This window comes from Pseudomonas sp. B14(2022) (assembly GCF_012030485.1).
In the GTDB taxonomy this organism is placed as follows: domain Bacteria; phylum Pseudomonadota; class Gammaproteobacteria; order Pseudomonadales; family Pseudomonadaceae; genus Aquipseudomonas.
Genome location: NZ_JAAUVM010000009.1, coordinates 132,433 through 152,990 on the forward strand (window position 1 = coordinate 132,433; position 20,558 = coordinate 152,990).

Annotated in this window: 17 protein-coding genes; 6 read left to right on the forward strand and 11 right to left on the reverse strand. The window is 61.3% G+C overall.

Going from position 1 to position 20,558, the window contains the following annotated elements; all coding sequences use genetic code 11:
• Positions 1-7: 7 nt before the first annotated feature.
• The gene (locus HCF10_RS15620) at positions 8-454 is read right to left on the reverse strand and encodes a GNAT family N-acetyltransferase (RefSeq protein ID WP_131697698.1); all 447 of its coding nucleotides are present in this window, start codon (positions 452-454) and stop codon (positions 8-10) included.
• The gene (locus HCF10_RS15625; protein ID WP_167655904.1) at positions 451-1,089 is read right to left on the reverse strand and encodes an FMN-binding negative transcriptional regulator; all 639 of its coding nucleotides are present in this window, start codon (positions 1,087-1,089) and stop codon (positions 451-453) included. Before HCF10_RS15625 ends, HCF10_RS15620 begins: the two co-directional genes overlap by 4 nt.
• A gap of 90 nt (positions 1,090-1,179) precedes the next feature.
• Between HCF10_RS15625 and pdxR the strand changes: the two genes are divergently transcribed.
• Positions 1,180-2,721, forward strand: a complete 1,542-nt coding sequence (gene pdxR / locus HCF10_RS15630) for a MocR-like pyridoxine biosynthesis transcription factor PdxR (RefSeq protein ID WP_145337386.1) — start codon at positions 1,180-1,182, stop codon at positions 2,719-2,721.
• Between the two features lie 97 nt (positions 2,722-2,818).
• Here pdxR and HCF10_RS15635 read toward each other — a convergent pair whose 3' ends face one another.
• The 7 genes from HCF10_RS15635 to aspA all read right to left on the reverse strand — a co-directional run bounded on the left by HCF10_RS15635 (position 2,819) and on the right by aspA (position 15,163).
• The gene (locus HCF10_RS15635) at positions 2,819-3,910 is read right to left on the reverse strand and encodes a polyamine ABC transporter substrate-binding protein (RefSeq protein ID WP_167655905.1); all 1,092 of its coding nucleotides are present in this window, start codon (positions 3,908-3,910) and stop codon (positions 2,819-2,821) included.
• On the reverse strand, positions 3,907-4,941 hold the full coding sequence (locus tag HCF10_RS15640) for a histone deacetylase family protein (protein WP_167655906.1): 1,035 nt from the start codon (positions 4,939-4,941) through the stop codon (positions 3,907-3,909). The genes HCF10_RS15635 and HCF10_RS15640 overlap by 4 nt, the downstream gene beginning before the upstream one ends.
• A 130-nt stretch (positions 4,942-5,071) precedes the next feature.
• Entirely contained in the window at positions 5,072-6,064 is a 993-nt protein-coding gene (locus tag HCF10_RS15645; RefSeq protein WP_145337388.1) for an AraC family transcriptional regulator, read from the reverse strand.
• Positions 6,065-6,126: 62 nt separating this feature from the next.
• Positions 6,127-10,737, reverse strand: a complete 4,611-nt coding sequence (locus tag HCF10_RS15650; protein ID WP_167655907.1) for a hypothetical protein — start codon at positions 10,735-10,737, stop codon at positions 6,127-6,129.
• Between the two features lie 107 nt (positions 10,738-10,844).
• Positions 10,845-11,822, reverse strand: a complete 978-nt coding sequence (locus HCF10_RS15655) for an asparaginase (protein ID WP_167655908.1) — start codon at positions 11,820-11,822, stop codon at positions 10,845-10,847.
• Between the two features lie 77 nt (positions 11,823-11,899).
• Positions 11,900-13,345 (reverse strand): alanine/glycine:cation symporter family protein, encoded by a 1,446-nt coding sequence (locus tag HCF10_RS15660; protein ID WP_131697690.1) that lies wholly within the window; start codon positions 13,343-13,345, stop codon positions 11,900-11,902.
• Positions 13,346-13,738: 393 nt separating this feature from the next.
• Complete coding sequence (gene aspA / locus HCF10_RS15665) at positions 13,739-15,163, reverse strand: aspartate ammonia-lyase (protein ID WP_025854459.1); 1,425 nt, start codon at positions 15,161-15,163, stop codon at positions 13,739-13,741.
• 182 nt (positions 15,164-15,345) lie between these two features.
• Here aspA and HCF10_RS15670 point away from each other — a divergent pair, with 182 nt between their 5' ends.
• From HCF10_RS15670 to HCF10_RS15690, 5 genes are all read left to right on the forward strand, one after another.
• Positions 15,346-16,254, forward strand: coding sequence for a LysR substrate-binding domain-containing protein (locus HCF10_RS15670; RefSeq protein WP_010566930.1), 909 nt, complete (start codon positions 15,346-15,348; stop codon positions 16,252-16,254).
• Positions 16,255-16,491: 237 nt separating this feature from the next.
• Positions 16,492-16,983, forward strand: a complete 492-nt coding sequence (gene purE, locus HCF10_RS15675; protein ID WP_003176980.1) for a 5-(carboxyamino)imidazole ribonucleotide mutase — start codon at positions 16,492-16,494, stop codon at positions 16,981-16,983.
• Positions 16,984-16,994: 11 nt separating this feature from the next.
• A complete protein-coding gene (locus tag HCF10_RS15680; protein ID WP_131697689.1) occupies positions 16,995-18,080 on the forward strand; it encodes a 5-(carboxyamino)imidazole ribonucleotide synthase in 1,086 nt (361 codons plus the stop codon).
• 105 nt (positions 18,081-18,185) lie between these two features.
• Positions 18,186-18,431, forward strand: a complete 246-nt coding sequence (locus HCF10_RS15685; protein ID WP_005792540.1) for a GlsB/YeaQ/YmgE family stress response membrane protein — start codon at positions 18,186-18,188, stop codon at positions 18,429-18,431.
• 78 nt (positions 18,432-18,509) lie between these two features.
• Entirely contained in the window at positions 18,510-19,046 is a 537-nt protein-coding gene (locus HCF10_RS15690) for a DUF3299 domain-containing protein (protein ID WP_041161056.1), read from the forward strand.
• A 24-nt stretch (positions 19,047-19,070) separates the two neighbouring features.
• Here HCF10_RS15690 and HCF10_RS15695 read toward each other — a convergent pair whose 3' ends face one another.
• The gene (locus tag HCF10_RS15695) at positions 19,071-19,970 is read right to left on the reverse strand and encodes a D-hexose-6-phosphate mutarotase (protein ID WP_167655909.1); all 900 of its coding nucleotides are present in this window, start codon (positions 19,968-19,970) and stop codon (positions 19,071-19,073) included.
• Positions 19,971-20,027: 57 nt separating this feature from the next.
• Entirely contained in the window at positions 20,028-20,432 is a 405-nt protein-coding gene (locus HCF10_RS15700; protein WP_003176975.1) for an acyl-CoA thioesterase, read from the reverse strand.
• Positions 20,433-20,558: the final 126 nt, after the last annotated feature.

The window sequence follows — 20,558 nt, forward strand, 5'->3', positions numbered from 1 at the left end:
GCGCTCCTTAAAGACCTTTGCGAAATTGAATGAAGCCAGGGCGTTCGGCGATGCGCTCGTAGAGTTGGATCGCGGTGGCGTTGGTCTCGTGGGTCAGCCAGTGGACCTTGCAGCAGCCGTCGGCCTTGGCAGTGGCGTAGACGAACTCGATCAGTTTACGGCCGACACCGGTGCCGCGCTGAGCCGGGTCCACCAGCAGGTCCTGCAGGTAGCAGGAGTTTTCGATGCTCCAGTTGGAACGGTGGTAGATGAAATTGACCATGCCCACCGCCTTGCCATCCTGCCAGGCCAACGCGGAGTGGGTCGGCTCATTGGGATCGATCAGGCGCTGCCAGGTGCTCTGGCTGACGGCGTCCGGCAGTTCGGTGTTGTAGAACGTCAAGTACGCCTGCCACAGCGGCAGCCAGGCGGCGTGGTCGGCCGCGGTGACCTGGCGGATGTCGATCTGGCTCATTCTGAAACTCCTTGGGGAATAAAGCGCGCGAGGGTCTGGTCGCGTATATCGGCGCTGGCGGCCAGCCCGTCGCGCACACCGGCGATGTCCGCCGCGCTGCGGTTCTGGCTGAGCTTGCGTTTGCCGATCAGGCGCTCGATCGGCAGGCTGAAGCCGACGATGGCCTTGAGCATGCCGTCAATGTAGTCGGCCGGGGCGTCGCTGACTTTCCACGGTTGTGCGCGGTTGCCTTCATGGCGGTCGGTGAGGGCGCTGACCACGCCGAGCAAACGTTCGGCATCGGTAAATACCTCGGCCTTGCCATAGGCATGCACCGCGATGTAATTCCAGGTGGGCACCACTTTGCCGTGCTCAGCCTTGGCCGGGTAAAACGCCGGACTGACGTAGGCCTCGGCGCCGGTAAAGATCACCAACGCTTCGCTGCCGTTTTGCAGGTCGCGCCACTGCGGATTGGCCTTGGCCAGGTGCCCGTACAGCGTGCCATTGGGGCCTTCATCGGGATTGAGCAGCAGCGGCAAGTGGCTGGCCCGCAGGCCTTGCTCACCCAAGGTCACCAACTGCGCCAGGCGTGTGTGCTGGATCAGTTGCTGTATCTCGGGCAAGTCTTCGAGGGCAAAGGCACGAGGTGTGTACATGAATATTTTCCTTGGCGAATGCCTGCATCCTAGGCAGGCTAATGGTTCGTTGTAAGAGCCATCTAACGTCAATTTAATAGGTCCAATTCGATGCCTTCCGTAGAGCCGCCGCTGTCGTTCAACCCTGCCGGTATTGAGTTGGATCGGCGGCAAGGCCTGACACGCCAACTCTATGAAGCCTTACGCCAGCGTGTGCTGGATGGCCGCCTGGTCAGCGGTACGCGCTTGCCCGCCAGCCGTGACTTGGCGGCGGCCCTGGCGATTTCCCGTAACAGTGTGGTGCGCGCCTACGATCAGCTGTACGCCGAAGGGTTTATCGAAGGCCGCGTGGGTGACGGTACCTATGTCGCCCAACTGCCCAGCCCGAAAAAACTATCCACAAAAGTGTCCACAGGGTTATCAACAGGCTTATCCCCAGCCTTATCCACAAAATGGGCCGACTTACCGGAAGATCTCGCTGGCGAAGTTATCCACAGGTCGGCCTTGGGGCGCGTGCGAAATAACCATTTGCCACAACCGCCAGCGGGTCCGCCCAAGGCGTTTCGCGTGGGCGTGCCGGCTTTCGATCTGTTCCCGTTTGAGGTCTGGGCCAAGCTCAATGGGGCGTTCTGGCGCAAACCCGACATGGAGCAATTGTGCTACGGCGACCCGGCAGGCGATGCGCGGCTGCGCGGGTTGATCGCGGCGTACCTGCGCAGTTCGCGGGGCATGCAGTGCACGGCTGAGCAAATAGTGATCACCAGCGGCGCACAGCAGGCAATCAGCCTTTGTGCACAGTTGCTGGTAGAGCCAGGTGACGGGGTGGCAGTGGAAAACCCGGGCTATCGCGCCGCAGGCCACGCATTCGCCTTGGCCGGTGCCAATCTGCAGGGCGTGCCGGTGGACAGCGACGGCATCGATTGTCAGGTCCTGAATACCTTAGTCAATTGCCGCCTGGCCTATGTCACGCCCTCCCACCAATACCCCCTGGGCGTGGTGATGAGCCTGGCGCGGCGTCTGGAGTTGCTGGCCTGGGCCGAGCGCACCGGCGGTTGGATCGTGGAGGACGACTATGACGGCGAATACCGCTACAGCGGCGCACCGCTGGCGCCCCTGGCCGCGCTGGACCGCAGTGGGCGTGTGCTCTACGTCGGCACCTTCGGCAAAGTCGCGTTCCCGGCCTTGCGCCTGGGCTATCTGGTGTTGCCGCCTGGCCTGGTCGATGCCTTCTCGCGGCGCCGTGCGGTGGATATGCGCCACTCGGAAGTCAGCACCCAAGCCGTGATGGCCGAATTCATGGCGGCCGGACACTTCCAGCGGCATATCCGTCGGATGCGGCGTGCGGCATTGAGCCGGCGCAATGCCTTGCTCGCCGGGTGGCCGCGCGGTTTGCCGGGTGTCGGCGAGTTGCCCGTCATTGCCGCAGGGCTGCACATGACCGTGCGCGTGGACAGCCTGGCCCGCGAGCAACAGCTGCTTGAGCAGGCCCGTGCCGTGGACGTCGAAATCAATGGGTTAAGCAGTTACTGGCTGGCGCAATCCACCCCCCCGGAAGACCAGCGCGCCGGCCTGGTGCTGGGCTTTGCTGCCGTACCCGAAGCGGCCGTCGCCGAGGCCCTGGCAACGTTGCGCAGGGCCTGGCACTTCGGTTGACCATCAGTGTTGGGAAAACAAGCAGCGGGCCAGCGGCAGAGTCAGCGAGTGCGCGGCGGCGGGTGCGCACTCGTCCACACTGCGCTGAACATGCCGATCAGGTCCCGGACTTGATCTTGGTCCAGACGCGCGTCCTGGCGCGTTCGGCATCGCGTCCCAAGGGTTTCAAGGTATAGAGCGTGGCCATCGCCGCCTCGGTTGGGTACAGGTTGGGGTTGTTGCGGATCGCGGGGTCCACCTGCTCGGTCGCGTCTTTGTTCGGGTTGGGGTAGCCGACGAAATCACTGATGGGCGCAATGACTTGCGGTTGCAGCAGGTAGTTGATGAAGGTGTAGGCGTCCTGCGGGTTCTTCGCGCCCTTGGGAATGGCCAGCATGTCGAACCAGATCGGTGCGCCTTCCTTGGGCAGGCGCATATCGACGATCACGCCGTTCTTGGCATCCTTGGCGCGGTTGGCGGCCTGGGAGAAGCTGCCGGAGTAGCCGACGGCGACGCAGATGTCGCCGTTGGCGATATCGGCCATGTATTTGGAGGAGTGGAAGTAGGTGATGTACGGGCGGATTTTCATCAGCAACGCTTCGGCTTTTTCATAGTCCTTGGGGTTGCTGCTGTTGGGGTCCAGGCCCAGGTGCTGCAAGGCCAGCGGCAGGATCTCCGAGGGTGAATCCAGCAGCGCCACGCCGCATTGCTTGAGCTTGCTGATGTTCTCTTCCTTGAAGATCAGGTCCCAGCTGTCCACCGGTGCATCGGCGCCCAATGCGGCCTTGACCTTGTCGGGGTTGAAGCCGATCAGGATGGTGCCGTACATGTAGGGCACGGCAAATTTATTGCCGGGGTCGTTGGCTTCGATCAGCTTCATCAACTTGGGATCGAGGTGGTTCCAGTTCGGCAGCTGGCTGCGATCCAGCGGCTGGAACACGCCGGCCTCGATCTGCTTGGCCAGGAACACATTGGACGGCACCACCACGTCATAGCCGGAATTGCCGGCGAGCAGCTTGGCTTCCAGGGCTTCATTGGTGTCGAAGATGTCGTAGACCAGTTTGATTGCCGGGTTCCGAGCCTTGAAGTCTTCCAGAGCCTTGGGAGTGATGTAGTCGAACCAGTTGTAGACCCGCAGGGTTTTTTCTTCAGCGTGCGCGGCGGTGCTTAATACGGCGGCGCAGAGCACAAGCGACTTGAACAGATTCATTCGACTGCCCCTTCAAAACCTTCGAGAACGTTGACGGCATTGATGCCGATTTCTTCTACCGCGTAGCCGCCTTCCATCACGAACAGCGTCGGCCGGCCCAGGCGGGCAATGCGCGCGCCCATCGCCAGATAATCCGGGCTGTCGAGTTTGAACTGCGAGATGGGGTCGTCCTTGAAAGTATCGACGCCCAGGGACACCACAATCACGTCGGCGCCGTAGCCCTCAATGGCCTGGCAAGCCTGTTCCAGTGCGGCGCTCCAGGTGTCCCAGCCCGAACCGGCCGGCAACGGATAGTTGAAGTTGAAACCCTCTCCGGCCCCGTCGCCGAGCTCATCGGCATAGCCGAGAAAAAACGGAAACTCGGCTTCCGGATGCCCGTGGATCGAGGTGAACAGCACATCGCTACGCTCATAGAAAATCGATTGGGTGCCATTACCGTGGTGGTAATCCACATCGAGGATCGCGACTTTTTTATAGCCCTGATCGAGAAAGGCCTGGGCGGCGATGGCTGCATTGTTGAGGTAGCAGTAACCGCCCATCAGGTCGCTGGCGGCGTGGTGTCCCGGCGGGCGGCACAGGGCAAACGCCGCCGGCGCACCGGCCTGGATCGCCTGCTGCGCGGTCAGCGCCACCTGCGCTGCGCTGTAGGCCGCCTGCCAGGTACCGGCGGTGATGGGCGCGCCGCCGTCGAAGCTGTAGTAACCCAGTTGGCCATGCAGGCTGGTGGGCAATACCCGGCGCAAGGTCCGGGCGGGCCAGGTGTAGGGCAGCAGGTCGCCTTCCTGGCCGAAGACGGTCCAGCGTTCCCAGGCGCCTTTGAAGAAGTCCAGATAGGCCGGGGAGTGAACGCGTGCCAAGGGGGGCAGGCCGAAATCGTGAGGTGCGCGCACCGGCCCCAGTTGGCGGTCTTTCACCCGTTGCAACACGTGGTCGGCGCGGGAGGGCATTTCGAAACAGGGCATCAATTGCCCGTCCATCAATTCGCAACGGCCATGGTGCAGATGGTGATCGTCCGAGTAGATCGTCAGCATGTTGTTGTTCTCGAAGACTCAGGAAGGTGCCTTGCAGTGTTGCCTCGTCGGTGCGACAAGAGAACGGCAGGAGCGGCCAAAACGGGATAAATATGGCCAACGGCACTGTCCGTTATTCGCCCGCCGGGGCTTATGGCCGGAACTGACTCGGCGCGACGCCGCTCCAGCGCACGAAGGCATGCCGGAAACTCGCGGTTTCACTGAAACCCAGTTGCTCGGCAATGCAGTGGATCGGCATCGCATCGTCGGCCAGCCACTGCTTGGCCTGCTCGAAGCGCAGCTCATCGAGCAGTTCCTGATAACTGCTGCCCAGATCATGCAGGTGGCGGCGCAAGGTGCGTGGCGAGCACTTCAACTGCTCGGCGAGCCTGTCCAGCCCCGGTGCGGCATGCAGTTGCGTGGCAAGCAGGTGACGTACGCGGCCCAACCATGCCTGGCGCCCAGTGAACTCGGTGTTTTGCTTGCGGCAGCGCTCAGCCATGGCGCGATGGGTGATTGCATCGGCCAGGGGCAACGGCTGATCGAGCCACTGACGGTCGAAGGCAAAAGCATTGCTACCCGCCTGGAACTGCAACGGGCAGGCGAAGCGTTCGCCATAGCGAGCGCTGTAGGCGGGCGCCGGGTAATCGAAACGAGCCCCCAGCAACGGCAACGGATGGCCGAGCAAGTCGTCGCAGATCACCTTGAGCGACGCCAGGCACAACTCGATATTGAATGCCGCCAGCGCCGGATCCTCCCGATAATCGCAGGCGTTGAACCAGACCCGCTGGCCATCTTCCTCAAGGTTCAACTCGAAAAGTGTTCCCAGCAGTGCCGGATAGCGCAGTGCCAAGCGCAAAGCGTCACCGAAGGTGGCACTGGTCAGCAGCGCATAGCCCAGTATGCCGTAGGCCGACACGTGCATGCGTTGCCCCAGTTCCAGGCCGAGGTCCTGGCGCAGGGCTACTGCATTTGCGCAGACCTGCATCTCCTGGCGCGTGGTGATCCGTGTATCGGGTTGGTGCAGGTCTACAACCTCGATGCCGCTGCCGGCCAGCAGCACCTCATGGCTTATGCCTTCGGTGTTGAACGTCTCGAGCACCAGCGAAACAGCGTTCAAGGTGGTCAGGTGTGAGTGCAGCATAGGGCGGATCCCTGCAAAAATTGCTTGGAGGGAGCAATTCCCATGCCGCAGGCACCCGTTGATCAGAGGCCGAAGAATAGTCGGCGTGCCTGTTCCAAGTTGATTTCGCTACGGTAGTAGTCAATCAGTTCCTGCGAGTCCAAGCCGTTGGGGGTATCGGTAGTCAGGCCCTGGTTGCGCTGAGCGGGTGTTTTCAAGCGGGCCTTGATGAACGCCTTGGATTGCGTCCAGGACGTCGAATAGTGAAAGTGGGCATACCAGAGTACGTCATGGGTAACACGGTCCGTGATGGTGTACTCATCCAGGTAGTTCGGTCTGGCGCTCTTGAGCCGCTGTCGACTCTTGGTTTTCTTCAGGGTGATTTCGCGGCGCTGCTGGAGCCATTCCACGCCGGCAATAGTGGGTGGCCGTTCCTTGATCATGCGCCGTATGTGCTGGGCGGCGTCTTGGTAGAGTTCGGCCGCGGCCTCCTTGAGTTTTCGGCTGAGGATGGCCGCAGAGCGCTGCTGTTGAGTGCCGAGTTGCGGTCGTGACAAGGCTTGTTCTATGGCCTGGCCGGTTTCTTCCAGCACCAGGGCGTGCTGGTGATACAGGTACTCGATACCGATGGCGGTACGCGCCGTCTTTTTCGCCTGCTCGTCGGCACGCTCCTTGAACGCCGTCAGGCCGTCGAGAAAGACCTGGGCCTTATCAAGGACTGTCTGGATCTGCGGTGTCGCAGGATGCGATGGCGGTGGCGTGGTAACGCGCTGGACCCACAACCCCTGATCTTTTTTGTGGTAGGTCGCGATGATTTGTTGAGTGATGGGCGACTTGATATCCACCAGATCGGTCTCAAGCCCGACGGAGGTCATTCGCGGCTCGCCGATCAATACGCCGTTGTAGCGGGTATTGATGAATTTTTTCTGCGCCCTGGGCGGTGTGGGTGGCGGTGTGGGTCGGCTCCTGAGGGCGTCGCGGTCGACATGCAACAGCGTCAGTTGCTGCTGCGCATCCTGGGAGTAGGCGCGCATTTTCTGACGTAGGGATTCCAGCTGTTCGGGAACGACGGCGTCGGCGAAGTCTTGTGGCAGGTCCTCCAGACGTTCATTGATGACCGCGAATTGTTCGATCAGGCTGCCCAGCGCTTCAATACGTTCATCCAGACGTGCTTCGCTGCGCTCAAACAAGGTATCGCGCAGGGCCTGGACCGCAATGTCAGCGGTATCGACGATCTTGTCCAATGCGGCCCAGGCCTCAGGCGCGCTATCAACAGAGGCTTCATCCAGGCACAGGTTGCGCGACATGGTCACCTGCAAGGCCTTGAGGTCATCACTGCTGTAGGAAGGCATTCGCTTTTTCCGCAGCTGGATCTGGTGCAAGCCCTCGGAGGACAGTTGGCGTAGTTGTTCAAAGCGTGAGTGCACGTAATCCAGGCGCTCGATCATGTCCTGATTCAACCTGGTGAGTTGTCGCGCATCTTCGATATGCCGTTCCTGAGGGGCGCGGGCCTGGCGTTCGATCTGCTCCAGTACCTTGCGAAAGGCTGGAGTGAATGTGCTTTGGACCTCCTTGATACCCACTTCGGATAATTCCAGTTGTGCATTCAAATAGGCGATGGCCCTGGGCTGATAGTCTGGGATGGGATCAAACACGTGCAGTTGCTTGAGTTGTTGCAGGGCGGTTTCATAGTCCGAATGCTGGGTGGCGAGTTTTTGCAGATAGTGCTGGCGTTGCTCGTCGGCCGAGGTCTCGAGCGCTTCGGTCATTTCCGTGCGGGCTCGTTGCAGGTCCAGTGACAACGTTTTTTTTGAGTTCTCAAACGCTTGCAGTTTTTCGCGCAACTGCTTGGCAGTTTCCGTGGCCTGCAGGCTGGCGCGTCTGATCGCGCGTTTGGGGCCACCGCCACGCAGGCGCAGGCGACTGTCGATAAACCATTGGCCTAGAGCATTGTGGATCAGGGCCGGGCCGATACGTTCTGATTTAGTTGGATCAATGATGAACACTGGCTCGTCCGGTTGCGCTGATACCTCGAACCAGCGTTGGCCGACGGGTACGTAGTATTTCTGGCCTGAACGGTAGAGGTGTTGGTGAGTACCTGCCTTGGTGATGGGGCTACTCAGCGTCGCGGGTTTTTCGACCTTGAAGCTCTCCAGCAGGGCGCGTAGTTGTTCGGTGCGGCGGTTGACCGCGCCACTGATGTTCAGCGGGGAAATAGTGTCGGCAGGCAGGTTGGATGATGCGTTGTCGGCCAACTGCTTGACGACGATCGCCTTAGCGACGGTTTTTTCAGCCGGCGGTTCTGGCTCACGCTGGGCGGCGAGCGCTTTGCCGGTGTGCTGATGCCGTGTGGCGATATGCAGGGTGATCGCCAGGCCCAGATTGAGCAGGACGTCGGTGATGGCAGCCCATTGCGCGGGTTTGTCCTGTTGCTGTTCGGCATCGACGAACTGTTGCAGTTGATCGAGAACCTGCCAGATCCACAAGGCGGTGCCCAGGGTCGGGCTGAGGAAGGGCAGCACTGCATTGAGCAGGTTCCAGCCAGCCTGCTTGAGCGTTGCCCAGCGGCTTTCGGCGTTGGAGACCGACTGGCGATCGGCCAGGGTCACTAATGCCTGGGCGTTGGCAGTGAACAGCGTGGCGAGCAGGTCATCGTTCAGCACGGCGTTGCCCAGCACCATCGGGCCGCTCAGGGTCCACAGTTTGTCAGGCTCCACCAGATAGTCCGCAACGGCCCAGGGAGAGGGCAGGTCCCCTGGGAATACGTAGTTGGCGTAGTCTTCGCGCACAGCGTCGGGCAGCCAGGCCAGTACCGAGTTGCGCAATTCGGGCGACTGCGTCACGGCGTAGATCAGGTTGGCAGGCGAGGCGTATTGAACCAGCGGCGGGTTGAACAATGGGCGGTAGAGCAGGCAGGGACCGGCGGCAGGATCGGACGGGCCGATGACATACATGTTGGCCACCTCGTCGTAGGTCCCTGCACTGCGCCGTTTAGGGGCAAAGGCCAATTGGCGCATGACAATAGCCTGGCCATCCACGTTGTGCTCATGGGTGTCGAGTTCCATCAGCGCGGCGATGTAGCGGTATCCCAGTTCATTAATCCCGTCCTGCTGACGAAGCTTGCTCTGCAGCGCCATCAGCGGCAGTTGGATGCGCATGTGTTGGGTGTACAGCGCTTTGCGGCGCGCGGACTCCTGGCGCAGGTCCAGCAATTTAGTGTTGATCAGCTCGGGGTAGGTCTTGCCGATATTGACCTGCTGAATAACGTTCTCCACGTAGTCGACGGTCATCCATTCGGGCAGTGCCACTGCGTTATCAAGCTCAATCGTTTTGTTGCCCAGGGGCAGCGCAATCAGGTTCTGCAGGGCCAGCTCCACGAGTGTGAAGGTGGTTGTGTTGTAGACGCCCGGAACAATGAAGGAACCCCAGGTTTCCAGGCTCTTGACGCGCACGAGGATTTTTTCAAAAGACAGGTGCCCGGCGGTTGGGTGGTCCAGGAGAATCTGATCCTTGATTTGGTCAAGGGCGTACTTCTCGATGCCGGGGATGTCTTCCAGGTAGGACGCGCCGGCATGCGCGCTGTTAAGCGCCGCCAGGTCCTTGAGCAGACGTGCGTAGCGGTTGAGGTCACTGGTCGAGGCGCTGCTCAGCCAATCGGGCAAGGCGTCGCGATACCATTCAAGCCCGGGCCCTTTTTGTGCGGGCGCAGTGTCCGGTCCCGGGGTTGAATTCAAAGCGTTGTTGACCTTGCTCGGACTGTCTTCGCGCAGTTCTGAAAAACTCATGGCGCCGACAGCGTCAACTTGCTGAGCGATGTAGGCGCAGGCCAGATGATCAAAAAAATTGCCTTCGGGCTCGAACAAGCGCCAGTTGAGTGAAGGGCGGTTTGCCTGTGGTCCGAGATGGTCCGGCAGCGATTTGCCCAATTGCTCCAGAGAGTCGAATTTCTCGTAGCCCTTGAGCAGTGAGTAGCTGAGGATGATCGTGCGTTCCTGATGCCGGCCCGACAGTAACGCGATCTGCAACGCTTTGAATCCCTTGCTCTGCGTGCCGTCCGTCTGTTCGATTTCGATCATGCAGGCTTTGCTCGCATAGGGATCATCGATTTGTCGAGTGGCGCGTTCGGGCAGGTGAAACAGTCGGCGTGCCAGGGCGCAGTCGGTTTCGTCCCATGCTTCAACTTCCTGGACGTTCCAGCCATTACGCAGGGTGTTGGACAGTTCCTGCCAGCGCGGGCCTTTGGCGTTGCTATCGTTCCAGAATTTGACCAGGTGCTCCTGGAAAGCGCAGAGCATGACCGGGGCTCTGGTGTTGAGGATTTTCGCAACATCGGTCGTGCGCACGGGCAAATGCACAGGCGGATCGGTGAGCGGGTACCGTGTGAGAAAGTGCTCTCCCTCGATGCACAGCGTCGGTATCGCCAGTACCGCCTGGCGGACCAGCAGGTCACTGAGTGCGTGATACTCGGGCGGCCCGGCAACGATCTGGTCGTCGAGGAGGTGCCAGGTCGGCACGCCCATCAAGGTGCTGCCCGGGTCGATGTTCAGGGTTGCGTATTGCTCATTCAGCGCCTGACGCAATAATTCGGTGGCGGCCTCTCTGAAGGAAGGCCCTGCGTAGAATTGAGCAATCAGCTCCAGTGTCGGGTCATTGTTCTTGAGCTGTTTCTGGGCGGTGGGGGTTGCAGAGGTCATGAGGGGTTCCTGTCGTGCCGGTTGATGGAAACAACCCGAGGCAGAGGCTCGGGTTTTCCATGCTAGGCACCGACAGGTCGCTGGCGAGAGTGACTATGTATCGAATCTCAACGCAGCTCTTCACACAGGTCCAGTTCGACCAGGCGGCGAATCTCGGCGTTGGGCAGGCCCGCACCGATCAAGGCATTGAGCTTGCCGAACGCGGCTTCCCGGGTCATGCCGCCACCGGACAGCACGCCCACGCTGCGCAAGCGGCTGCCGGCTTCGTACACATCCAGCTCCACGCCACCTTCATGGCATTGGGTGATTGCCACGACCACGATGCCGTTTTCTTCTGCTCGCTTGAGGCTGGCGAGAAACGCAGGGTTGTCGCTGGGCCCGGTGCCACTGCCGAAGCATTCCAGCACCAGCGCCTGGATGCCGCTGTCGACCAGTGCATCCAGTTGCGCTGCGCCGATGCCCGGGACCAGCGGCAACACGCCGACATTGGCCAGGGCCTTGGACTGGCGGTAATCCAGGGCGGCGGGAAGCGCTTCGGCCTTGGCCACACCGCCGTTGCGCTGCAACGCGGCAAACGGATGACGACCAAAGCTGCGGATCTTCGCGCAGCGGGTCGGTGCCATCAGCGCGCCGTGGAAGAACAGGTGCACGCCGGGTGCCAGGCCTTCGCCCAACGCCAGCAGGGCACCGCTGACGTTTTCCCAGGCATCGCTGTCGGGTACGCCGGCCGGCAACATCGAGCCAGTGAACACCACCGGTGCCGGCAAGCCCAGCAATTGGAAGCTCATGGCTGCCGCGCTGTAGGCCAGGGTGTCGGTGCCGTGCAGGATCAGCACCGCGTCGCAACCCTCGTCAACGGCCTCGACCACGGCGCTGCGCAGGCGCTGCCAATAGGCGGGGGTCATGTTGGCGCTGTCGATCAACGGGGACATTTCCCGGAAGCGCCAGGCGGGTACTGAGACGTTGGCGAGCTGTTCGCGCATGCGCGCTTCAAAACCGGAGGCGGGGGCCAGGCCATTGGCGCTGGCCTGCATGCCAATGGTGCCACCGGTGTAGAGCACCATGATGTTGTTAGCTGGTTGCATCAAAGAATCTCCTGAACGAAAAACGCCGCCGGGCCCAGAGCATGCCCAAGGCCAGGCGGCGTGTCATCTGTCTACGCTCAGCGTTGCACTTGAGCGTTCAGTTCAGCCGCTGGGGCCGCTTGCGGTTTTACCGGATTGGCCGGCCAGGCCTTGCGGTCCAGGTCCAGGTCAGGGAACTGGCTGGAGTCGAACACCGGGGTCTTGATGCCTGCCGCGCGCTGGTTGTCGTAGTCGTTCAGGATGCGCATGGCAATCTTGAACAGGAACGCCAGGGCGAACAGGTTGACGAACGCCAGCATGGTCATGGTGATGTCGGCGAAGGCGAACACGGTGCTCAGGTTCTCGATCGAACCCCAGAAAATCAGCACCAGCACCAGCGCGCGATAGCCCATCAGCACCTTGCGGTTGTTGCCCACCAGGAAGCGCAGGTTGCTCTCGCCCAGGTAGTAGTTGTACATGATCGAGGTGAACACGAACAACGCCAGGGCCACCGAGATAAACATGCGGCCCCAGTCACCCACTACGGCAGCCAGGGAGTTCTGGGTCAGGGCAATGCCGTCGCCTTCAAAGCCTGGGGTGTAGAAGCCGGAGAGCAGGATCAGCAACGCGGTGCAGGTGCAGATCACGAAGGTGTCGAGGAACACGCTGAACGCCTGGACCACGCCTTGGGCGATCGGGTGTTCTACCGAAGCGACGGCCGCTACGTTAGGCGCACTGCCCAGACCGGCTTCGTTGGCGAACACGCCGCGTTTCACACCCATGATGATCGCGCTGCCCACCAGGCCACCGAAGGCTTGGTCCAGGCCGAAGGCGCTTTTGACGATGGTCGCGAGCATGGCCGGTACGTGGTCGAATTGCAGCACGATCACATAGAGGGTCACGGCGATGTAGATCAGGGTCTTGACCGGCACCAGCAGGTCGGCGATCGAAGCGATGCGCTTGATCCCGCCGATGAATACCAGGCCCAGCAATGCCGCCAGGGCCAGGCCGGTGTAGGTGGTGTCGAGGCCGAAAGCATTGTTCAGCGAGTGGGTCACGGCATGGGCTTGCAGGCCGTTGAAGGCAAAGCCGAAGGTCACCAGCAGCAGGAACGCCATGACCATACCCAGCCAGCGCTTCTGCAAACCGTGCTGGATGTAATAGGCCGGGCCGCCACGGTAGGTGCCTTCCGCGTCAGTGCGTTTGTACAACTGGCCGAGGGAGCACTCGATAAAGCTCGAAGACATGCCCACCAGCGCGGTGACCCACATCCAGAACACGGCACCCGGGCCACCCAGGGTCACGGCAATGCCGACACCCGCGATGTTACCGGCACCGACGCGGCCGGCCAGGCTGAGCATCAGCGCCTGGAACGAGCTGAGTTGGTCGGAGCTGTTTTTCAGGCTGTCGCGAAACACCGAAAACATGTGGAAAAAGTGACGCAATTGAACGAAACGCGAGCGGATCGTGAAATAACCGCCGAGCCCGACAATGAGCACGATCAGTACTTTCCCTGAGAGGAAGTCGTTGATGACTTCGAGCATGGAGTGTTCCTCGCTGATTTTTCTAATGGCAAACGCAGGACGGTCCTACCCTTCGCATAGCACCAGGCAGTGCGCGACGGTTCGACCCCAATCCTTTTGCGGGTGTTGTTATTCATGCGCTATCGCGTGTATCCGGGCCTCGTTACCGACGGCCGCAGGCGCGAAGAGGGGCGGCACTATACCTAGGCGAACGTGATCCGTCTGCTCGGGCTGATTAAAGGTTTCAGCCACGCTGTTACAGGCAAGGAGGGTTTGCAGGGCGATATTGGATTTTTTATGGGCGTCATTTCACAACCTTGAGGCAAAAAAAAAGGGCCTGAAGAACGAGCCTTCAGGCCCTCAAAAGGTGAGAGGTGTCTAGTCCCTCAACCTGGTGAGCGGTGCAACAAACACTTAGGCCTTCAACGGGACCAAGCGTGGGGCAATCATGTTTTCGGGTCGCAGGATGTCGTCGAGCATGGCGTCGTCGAGCAAGCCTTCTTCGCGCACCAGTTCCAGCACGCCGCGGCCGCTTTCGAGGGCGATACGTGCGATGCGGGTGGCGTTTTCATAGCCGATGTACGGGTTCAGCGCGGTGACCAGGCCGATGGAGTGTTCCACCAGTTCGCGGCAGCGGGCTTCGTTGGCGGTGATGCCGACGATGCAGTGTTCGCGCAGCATGTCCATGGCGCGCTGCAGCAGGCGGATCGAGTCGAAGATCTTGAAGGCGATCAGTGGCTCCATCACGTTCAACTGCAGCTGGCCGCCTTCGGCCGCCATGGTCAGGGCCAGGTCGTTACCGATGACTTGGAACGCAACCTGGTTCACGGCTTCCGGGATCACCGGGTTGACCTTGCCGGGCATGATCGAGCTGCCTGGCTGGCGCGCCGGCAGGTTGATCTCGTTGATGCCGGTGCGTGGGCCGCTGGACAGCAGGCGCAGGTCGTTGCAGATCTTCGACAGCTTCACGGCGGTACGCTTGAGCATGCCGGAGAACAGCACGAAGGCGCCCATGTCGGAGGTGGCTTCGATCAGGTCGGCAGCCGGGACCACTGGCTGGCCGCTGATAACGGCCAGGCGTTGTACGGCCAGGGCCTGGTAACGCGGGTCGGCGTTGATGCCGGTACCGATGGCGGTACCGCCCAGGTTCACTTCGGTCAGCAGCTCTGGCGCCAGGGTTTTCAGGCGGGCCAAGTCTTCACCGAGGGTGGTGGCGAAGGCGCGGAATTCCTGGCCGAGGGTCATCGGCACGGCGTCTTGCAGTTGGGTGCGGCCCATTTTCAGCACGTGGCTGAACTCGACGCCCTTGGCGGCGAACGCCTGGATCAGGCTGTCGAGGCTGGCCAGCAGCGCGTCATGGCCCAACAGCAGACCCAGGCGGATCGCGGTCGGGTAGGCGTCGTTGGTCGACTGCGCCATGTTCACGTCGTTGTTGGGGTGCAGGTATTGGTACTCGCCCTTGTTGTGGCCCATGGCCTCCAACGCGATGTTGGCGATGACTTCGTTGGCATTCATGTTGGTTGAAGTGCCGGCGCCGCCTTGAATCATGTCCACCACGAACTCTTCGTGGAAATCGCCGCGGATCAGGCGGGCACAGGCTTCGCTGATGGCAGCGTGCTTGGCTTCGCTGAGCTGGCCCAACTCGCGGTTGGCGTCAGCGGCGGCTTGCTTGACCATTGCCAGGCCGACCACCAATTTCGGGTAATGCGAAATCGGAACGCCCGAGAGGCGGAAGTTATTCACCGCTCGCAGGGTCTGGATGCCGTAATACGCTTGGGCAGGTACTTCGAGTACGCCAAGCAGGTCTTTTTCTGTGCGGAATGATGCAGCGGAGGACATGACGGAAATCATCTCGATATGGACCCGGAACAGGCCGGAACGCTGCGAATGCTAGGCCTGTAGGGGATTTTGGGCCAATGCTGTTAAACACTGGCCTATGCATAAACGGCATAATGCACGTGTGACCCGGCTATCATGGCGGGCGTGTGTGCCAAAATGGTGCGTATCCGTGGGAGGCAGCGATGAACCTTGAGAGCAAATGGCTGGAAGACTTCAGCGCCCTGGCGGCGACACGCAGCTTTTCCCAGGCGGCGGAGCGGCGGTTTGTCACCCAGCCGGCGTTCAGTCGACGTATCCGCAGTCTTGAGGCCGCACTGGGCCTGACCCTGGTCAACCGCTCGCGCACACCGGTTGAGCTGACGGCGGCGGGGCAGCTGTTCCTGGTCACTGCACGCACCGTGGTCGAACAGCTCGGTGAAGTGCTGCGCCATTTGCACCACCTGGAAGGCGGGCAGGGCGAGGTCATGCAAGTGGCCGCTGCTCACTCCCTGGCGTTGGGTTTCTTCCCGCGCTGGATCGCGCAACTGCGCAACGAAGGCCTGAACATCGCCACACGGCTGGTCGCCACCAACGTCGGTGACGCCGTGCACGCCCTGCGCGAAGGCGGTTGCGATTTGATGCTGGCCTTCTACGACCCGGATGCGGCCATGCAGATGGACGCCGAAATCTTCCCTTCGCTGCACCTGGGCAACACCGAAATGCTCCCGGTGTGCGCGGCGGATGCGGATGGCAAGCCGTTGTTCGATCTGGAAGGCGAGGGCAGTGTGCCGTTGCTGGCCTACAGCGCTGGCGCGTTCCTCGGCCGTTCGGTGCACCTATTGCTGCGCCAGCGCGCGCTGCGCTTCACTACTGTTTACGAAACCGCGATGGCCGACAGCCTCAAAAGCATGGCCCTCGAAGGCCTGGGCATCGCCTGGGTGCCGCAGTTGAGCGTGCGTGCCGAACTGGCTCGAGGCGAACTGGTGGTGTGCGGTGGGCCGCAATGGCATGTGCCGCTGGAGATTCGGCTGTATCGCTGCGCGTTGGTGCGCAAGGCGAATGTGCGGTTGTTGTGGCGTAAGTTGGAAGGTGGGGCGGCGCAGAATACCTGAGCCCTCCCACAGGGTTTTGTGGTTATTTGGCTGACTCTTAAGTCAATAAAACCGCCGGTTTGCGCCGCTGGACAGATGGTCATTCCAGGGGCTGTTTATCTGGATTATTACGGTATACTGCGCGGCCTTCGGCCGGTCCAACCGGCCAAAATTCGTACACCAAGCCACGCCGGATTTCCCGCGTGGCTTGTTGTTTTTTGACGCGCCTGCGGGCGCCCAGAGAGAAGAGGCACGACGATGAGTGCATTGGTTGGCGTGATCATGGGCTCCAAGTCCGATTGGTCCACCCTTAGCCACACCGCCGATATGCTGGAAAAACTCGGCATTCCGTATGAAGTGAAAGTGGTCTCTGCCCACCGCACCCCGGATTTGCTGTTCCAGTATGCCGATGAAGCAGAATCCCGTGGCATCGAGGTGATCATCGCCGGTGCCGGCGGCGCAGCGCACCTGCCGGGCATGTGTGCGGCCAAGACTCACCTGCCAGTGCTTGGCGTACCGGTGCAGTCGGCAATGCTCTCGGGCGTCGATTCGCTGTTGTCCATCGTGCAGATGCCGGCCGGTATCCCGGTGGCCACCCTGGCGATCGGCAAGGCCGGCGCGATCAACGCAGCCCTGCTGTCCGCCAGCATCCTGGGCGCCAAGCACCCGCAGTTCCACGCGGTGCTGAAGAAATTCCGTGCTGAACAGACAGACAGCGTGCTGGACAATCCAGACCCACGTATCGCCTGAGGTTGTTGACGATGAAAATCGGTGTAATCGGTGGCGGCCAACTGGGCCGCATGCTGGCCTTGGCGGGCACCCCGCTGGGGATGAACTTTGCTTTCCTGGACCCGGCGCCGGACGCTTGTGCGGCAGCCTTGGGTGAACACCTGTGCGCTGACTACAGCGACCCGGACCACCTGCGCCAACTGGCCGATGAAGTCGACCTGGTGACGTTCGAGTTTGAAAGCGTGCCGGCCGAAACCGTGGCCTTCCTGTCGCAGTTCGTACCGGTGTACCCGAGCGCCGAGGCCTTGCGCATCGCCCGTGACCGCTGGTTCGAGAAGAGCATGTTCAAGGACCTGGGCATTCCGACCCCAGCCTTCGCCGATATCCAGTCCCAGGCGGACCTGGACGCCGCCGTCGCCAGTATTGGCCTGCCGGCCGTGCTGAAAACCCGCACCCTGGGTTACGACGGCAAGGGCCAGAAAGTCCTGCGCACCGCCGCCGATGTGGTCGGCACCTTCGCCGAACTGGGCAGCGTGGCCTGCCTGCTGGAAGGCTTCGTGCCCTTCACCGGCGAAGTCTCGTTGATCGCCGTGCGTGCCCGTGATGGCGAGACCCGCTTCTACCCGTTGGTGCACAACACCCACGACAGCGGCATCCTCAAGCTGTCCGTGGCCAGCACCGATCACCCGTTGCAGGCCCTGGCCGAAGACTATTCCAGCCGTGTGCTCAAACAGCTGGATTACGTCGGTGTGATGGCGTTCGAGTTCTTTGAAGTCGACGGTGGTCTCAAGGCCAACGAAATCGCCCCGCGTGTGCACAACTCCGGGCACTGGACCACCGAAGGCGCCGAGTGCAGCCAGTTCGAAAACCACCTGCGCGCAGTCGCGGGCTTGCCGCTGGGTTCCACGGCCAAGGTCGGTGAGAGCGCGATGCTCAACTTCATCGGCGTGGTACCGCCGGTGGAGCGCGTGATCACGATCGAAGACTGCCACCTGCATCACTACGGCAAGGCCTTCAAGGCCGGGCGCAAGGTCGGCCACGCCAACCTGCGCTGCAAGGACCGCGCAACGCTGCAAGCGCAGATCCTCAAGGTCGAAGCGCTGATCGCCGAGCAATAACCCTGGGGTCGGCGGGAACCATTCGGTTATCGCCGTCCTCTGATTGCAGGGTGCCAAAGCCTGTCTAGGCTTTGGCATAGCTCACTTCATTCAGAGGGAAATGCCATGGGTATTATCGGAACCATCTTTATCGGCTTGATCGTCGGCCTGCTGGCGCGTTTCCTCAAGCCCGGCGACGACAGCATGGGCTGGATCATGACCATCCTGCTGGGTATCGCCGGCTCCCTGGCCGCGACCTACGGTGGTCAGGCACTGGGCATCTACCAGGCGGGTCAAGGCGCAGGCTTTATCGGCGCACTGGTCGGCGCCATTGTGCTGCTGGTGATCTACGGCCTGATCAAAAAGAAGTAATCAGCCGACAAAGTCCTCTGCGCTGCGCAGGCGCAGAGGGCTAGAATGCTCGGCACTTGTTACTTGCCGAGCCTCTCCATGCGCCGTTTTCTGTTGACTCTTCTCTTGCTGGGCTCTGGCCTGGCACACGCCGGCGAACTGCCGGAAACCGACTGGCTCGACCTGATGCCGCTGTCGGACCAGAAGGCCCTCGAGGCCATGCCCGAGATCGACCACAACTCCCCCGAAGCCCAAGGCACGTTCACCGACAAAGGTGGCCTGAAGCAGAGCAAAGGCTTGCCGGCGGTGATGTATTCCACCAAGACCGTGGCCGCCATGAACGGCAAGAACATCCGTATCGGCGGATATCCGGTGCCGTTGGAAACCGACGCCAAGGGTCGCAGCACGTTGTTCTTCCTGGTGCCGTACCCGGGCGCCTGCATCCACGTGCCGCCACCGCCGCCTAACCAGTTGGTGCTGGTGCGTTATCCCAAGGGGCTGAAGCTGGATGACATCTACACGCCGCTGTGGGTTACCGGTACGTTGAAGGTGGAGAAGGTGAATAACGACCTGGCGGATGCGGCGTATGCGCTGGATGCTGGGAAAGTACGGGTCGTAAAGGAATCCGATCTCTAAGCTTACGCAGAACCCAATGCGGGTTTACAGGGCGATACCGGTAATGCTCACGCCCAGCATGTGGCTTTCACCTGGGGCCAGGCTCACCACATCATCCAGCACATTCGCCGTCTCGACGCACAGCATGCCTTGCCAGCCATCGTCGGCCATGTCGTCGAAGGCCTTGGCGCGTTCAGTCCAGGGGTTCCAGATCACGGTCGATTTCGAGCCTTGGCTGGTGAGCTGTATGCGGCGCTGCCAGTCCTTATCGACGATGTTCAGCGATGAGGGCGTATCGAGGTAGATGCGGTCGGTCTCGGCGCTGAAGTGCAGCAGGCCGGTTTGCGTCTTCTCGCTCCAGCCATCGGCGGTATCGATGTACGCCGAGCCGTCCAGGCCGTCGACCTGCACGTTGCGTACGTCGCTCACGGCGAAGTAGGTGTGCAGCGCCTGGCTGAGCGTGACAGTGTCGTCGCCACGGTTGTGGCTGGTCAGGCGGATGTGCAGTTGATCGTCCAGCAGCAGGCTCAGGGTCAGGTCGACCTGATGGGGCCAGCCGGGGAAGCCGCCTGCAGGAACCGGTAGTTGCAGGTCCACCCGCAGCGCTTGGCCTTCAAGCGTGGTCCCGGCCAATGCCCAGGTCGCGGTACGCGCGAAACCGTGAGCGCCCGCAGGCTGATCACTTTGGCGCATCGCCTTTACGCTGTGCGGGTTGCGGTCAAATACGCCAAACCATGGCCAGCACACCGGTACGCCGGTGCGGATGCCTTTGCCTTTCTTGAACACCGCCTCGGGGTTCGGCCAAATCAGCGGCTGCTCGCCCTCGCGCCCGTAACTGAATATATGTGCGCCCTGCTGGGCAATCATCAGCTCGGCGCCGTTGTGGCGGATGCGCCAGCAGTCCAGTTCGTCGATCTTTATGGTCTCAACGTGGGGCGTAGGCATAACAGGCACTCTCAATGGCGGGCAATGGGGCAATGGACCGTCAAAATCCCGCGAGGTTTAACGCGCGCGCGAAGGCACCGAACGTGTGCGGCCGCTGCCATCGATAGCGACGAATACAAACACCGCCTCGGTCACCTTGCGCCATTCGCTGGACAGCGGGTCGTCGCTCCACACTTCGACCATCATCTGGATCGAGCTGCGGCCGATTTCCAGGGCCTGGGTATAGAAGGACAATTGCGCGCCCACCGCCACCGGCACCAGGAACGCCATGCGATCAATGGCCACGGTGGCCACACGCCCGCCTGCGACCTTGCTGGCCATGGCGGTACCGGCGAGGTCCATCTGCGCGACCAGCCAGCCGCCGAAAATATCGCCAAAACCGTTGGTTTCACGCGGGAGCGCGGTGATTTGCAGGGCGAGATCGCCTTGCGGGATAGGATCTTCTTGTTCGAGTTCGATCATGCCGGGGGTGCCTCTGACCCGTGACGCTTTTTATAGATGTTGCAAAGTGGATAGCCGACTGATGGAAAAACGTTTCAGCACAAACATACTCCGTTCGATACGTTTCTCGTAAGGCGTACTAAAGGG

Excerpts from the sequence above, each read along its gene's own strand:
- HCF10_RS15620 (WP_131697698.1), bottom strand. The coding sequence starts at position 454 with ATGAGCCAGATCGACATCCGCCAGGTCACCGCGGCCGACCACGCCGCC.
- HCF10_RS15625 (WP_167655904.1), bottom strand. The coding sequence starts at position 1,089 with ATGTACACACCTCGTGCCTTTGCCCTCGAAGACTTGCCCGAGATACAG.
- pdxR (WP_145337386.1), top strand. The coding sequence starts at position 1,180 with ATGCCTTCCGTAGAGCCGCCGCTGTCGTTCAACCCTGCCGGTATTGAG.
- HCF10_RS15635 (WP_167655905.1), bottom strand. The coding sequence starts at position 3,910 with ATGAATCTGTTCAAGTCGCTTGTGCTCTGCGCCGCCGTATTAAGCACC.
- HCF10_RS15640 (WP_167655906.1), bottom strand. The coding sequence starts at position 4,941 with ATGCTGACGATCTACTCGGACGATCACCATCTGCACCATGGCCGTTGC.
- HCF10_RS15645 (WP_145337388.1), bottom strand. The coding sequence starts at position 6,064 with ATGCTGCACTCACACCTGACCACCTTGAACGCTGTTTCGCTGGTGCTC.
- HCF10_RS15650 (WP_167655907.1), bottom strand. The coding sequence starts at position 10,737 with ATGACCTCTGCAACCCCCACCGCCCAGAAACAGCTCAAGAACAATGAC.
- HCF10_RS15655 (WP_167655908.1), bottom strand. The coding sequence starts at position 11,822 with ATGCAACCAGCTAACAACATCATGGTGCTCTACACCGGTGGCACCATT.
- HCF10_RS15660 (WP_131697690.1), bottom strand. The coding sequence starts at position 13,345 with ATGCTCGAAGTCATCAACGACTTCCTCTCAGGGAAAGTACTGATCGTG.
- aspA (WP_025854459.1), bottom strand. The coding sequence starts at position 15,163 with ATGTCCTCCGCTGCATCATTCCGCACAGAAAAAGACCTGCTTGGCGTA.
- HCF10_RS15670 (WP_010566930.1), top strand. The coding sequence starts at position 15,346 with ATGAACCTTGAGAGCAAATGGCTGGAAGACTTCAGCGCCCTGGCGGCG.
- purE (WP_003176980.1), top strand. The coding sequence starts at position 16,492 with ATGAGTGCATTGGTTGGCGTGATCATGGGCTCCAAGTCCGATTGGTCC.
- HCF10_RS15680 (WP_131697689.1), top strand. The coding sequence starts at position 16,995 with ATGAAAATCGGTGTAATCGGTGGCGGCCAACTGGGCCGCATGCTGGCC.
- HCF10_RS15685 (WP_005792540.1), top strand. The coding sequence starts at position 18,186 with ATGGGTATTATCGGAACCATCTTTATCGGCTTGATCGTCGGCCTGCTG.
- HCF10_RS15690 (WP_041161056.1), top strand. The coding sequence starts at position 18,510 with ATGCGCCGTTTTCTGTTGACTCTTCTCTTGCTGGGCTCTGGCCTGGCA.
- HCF10_RS15695 (WP_167655909.1), bottom strand. The coding sequence starts at position 19,970 with ATGCCTACGCCCCACGTTGAGACCATAAAGATCGACGAACTGGACTGC.
- HCF10_RS15700 (WP_003176975.1), bottom strand. The coding sequence starts at position 20,432 with ATGATCGAACTCGAACAAGAAGATCCTATCCCGCAAGGCGATCTCGCC.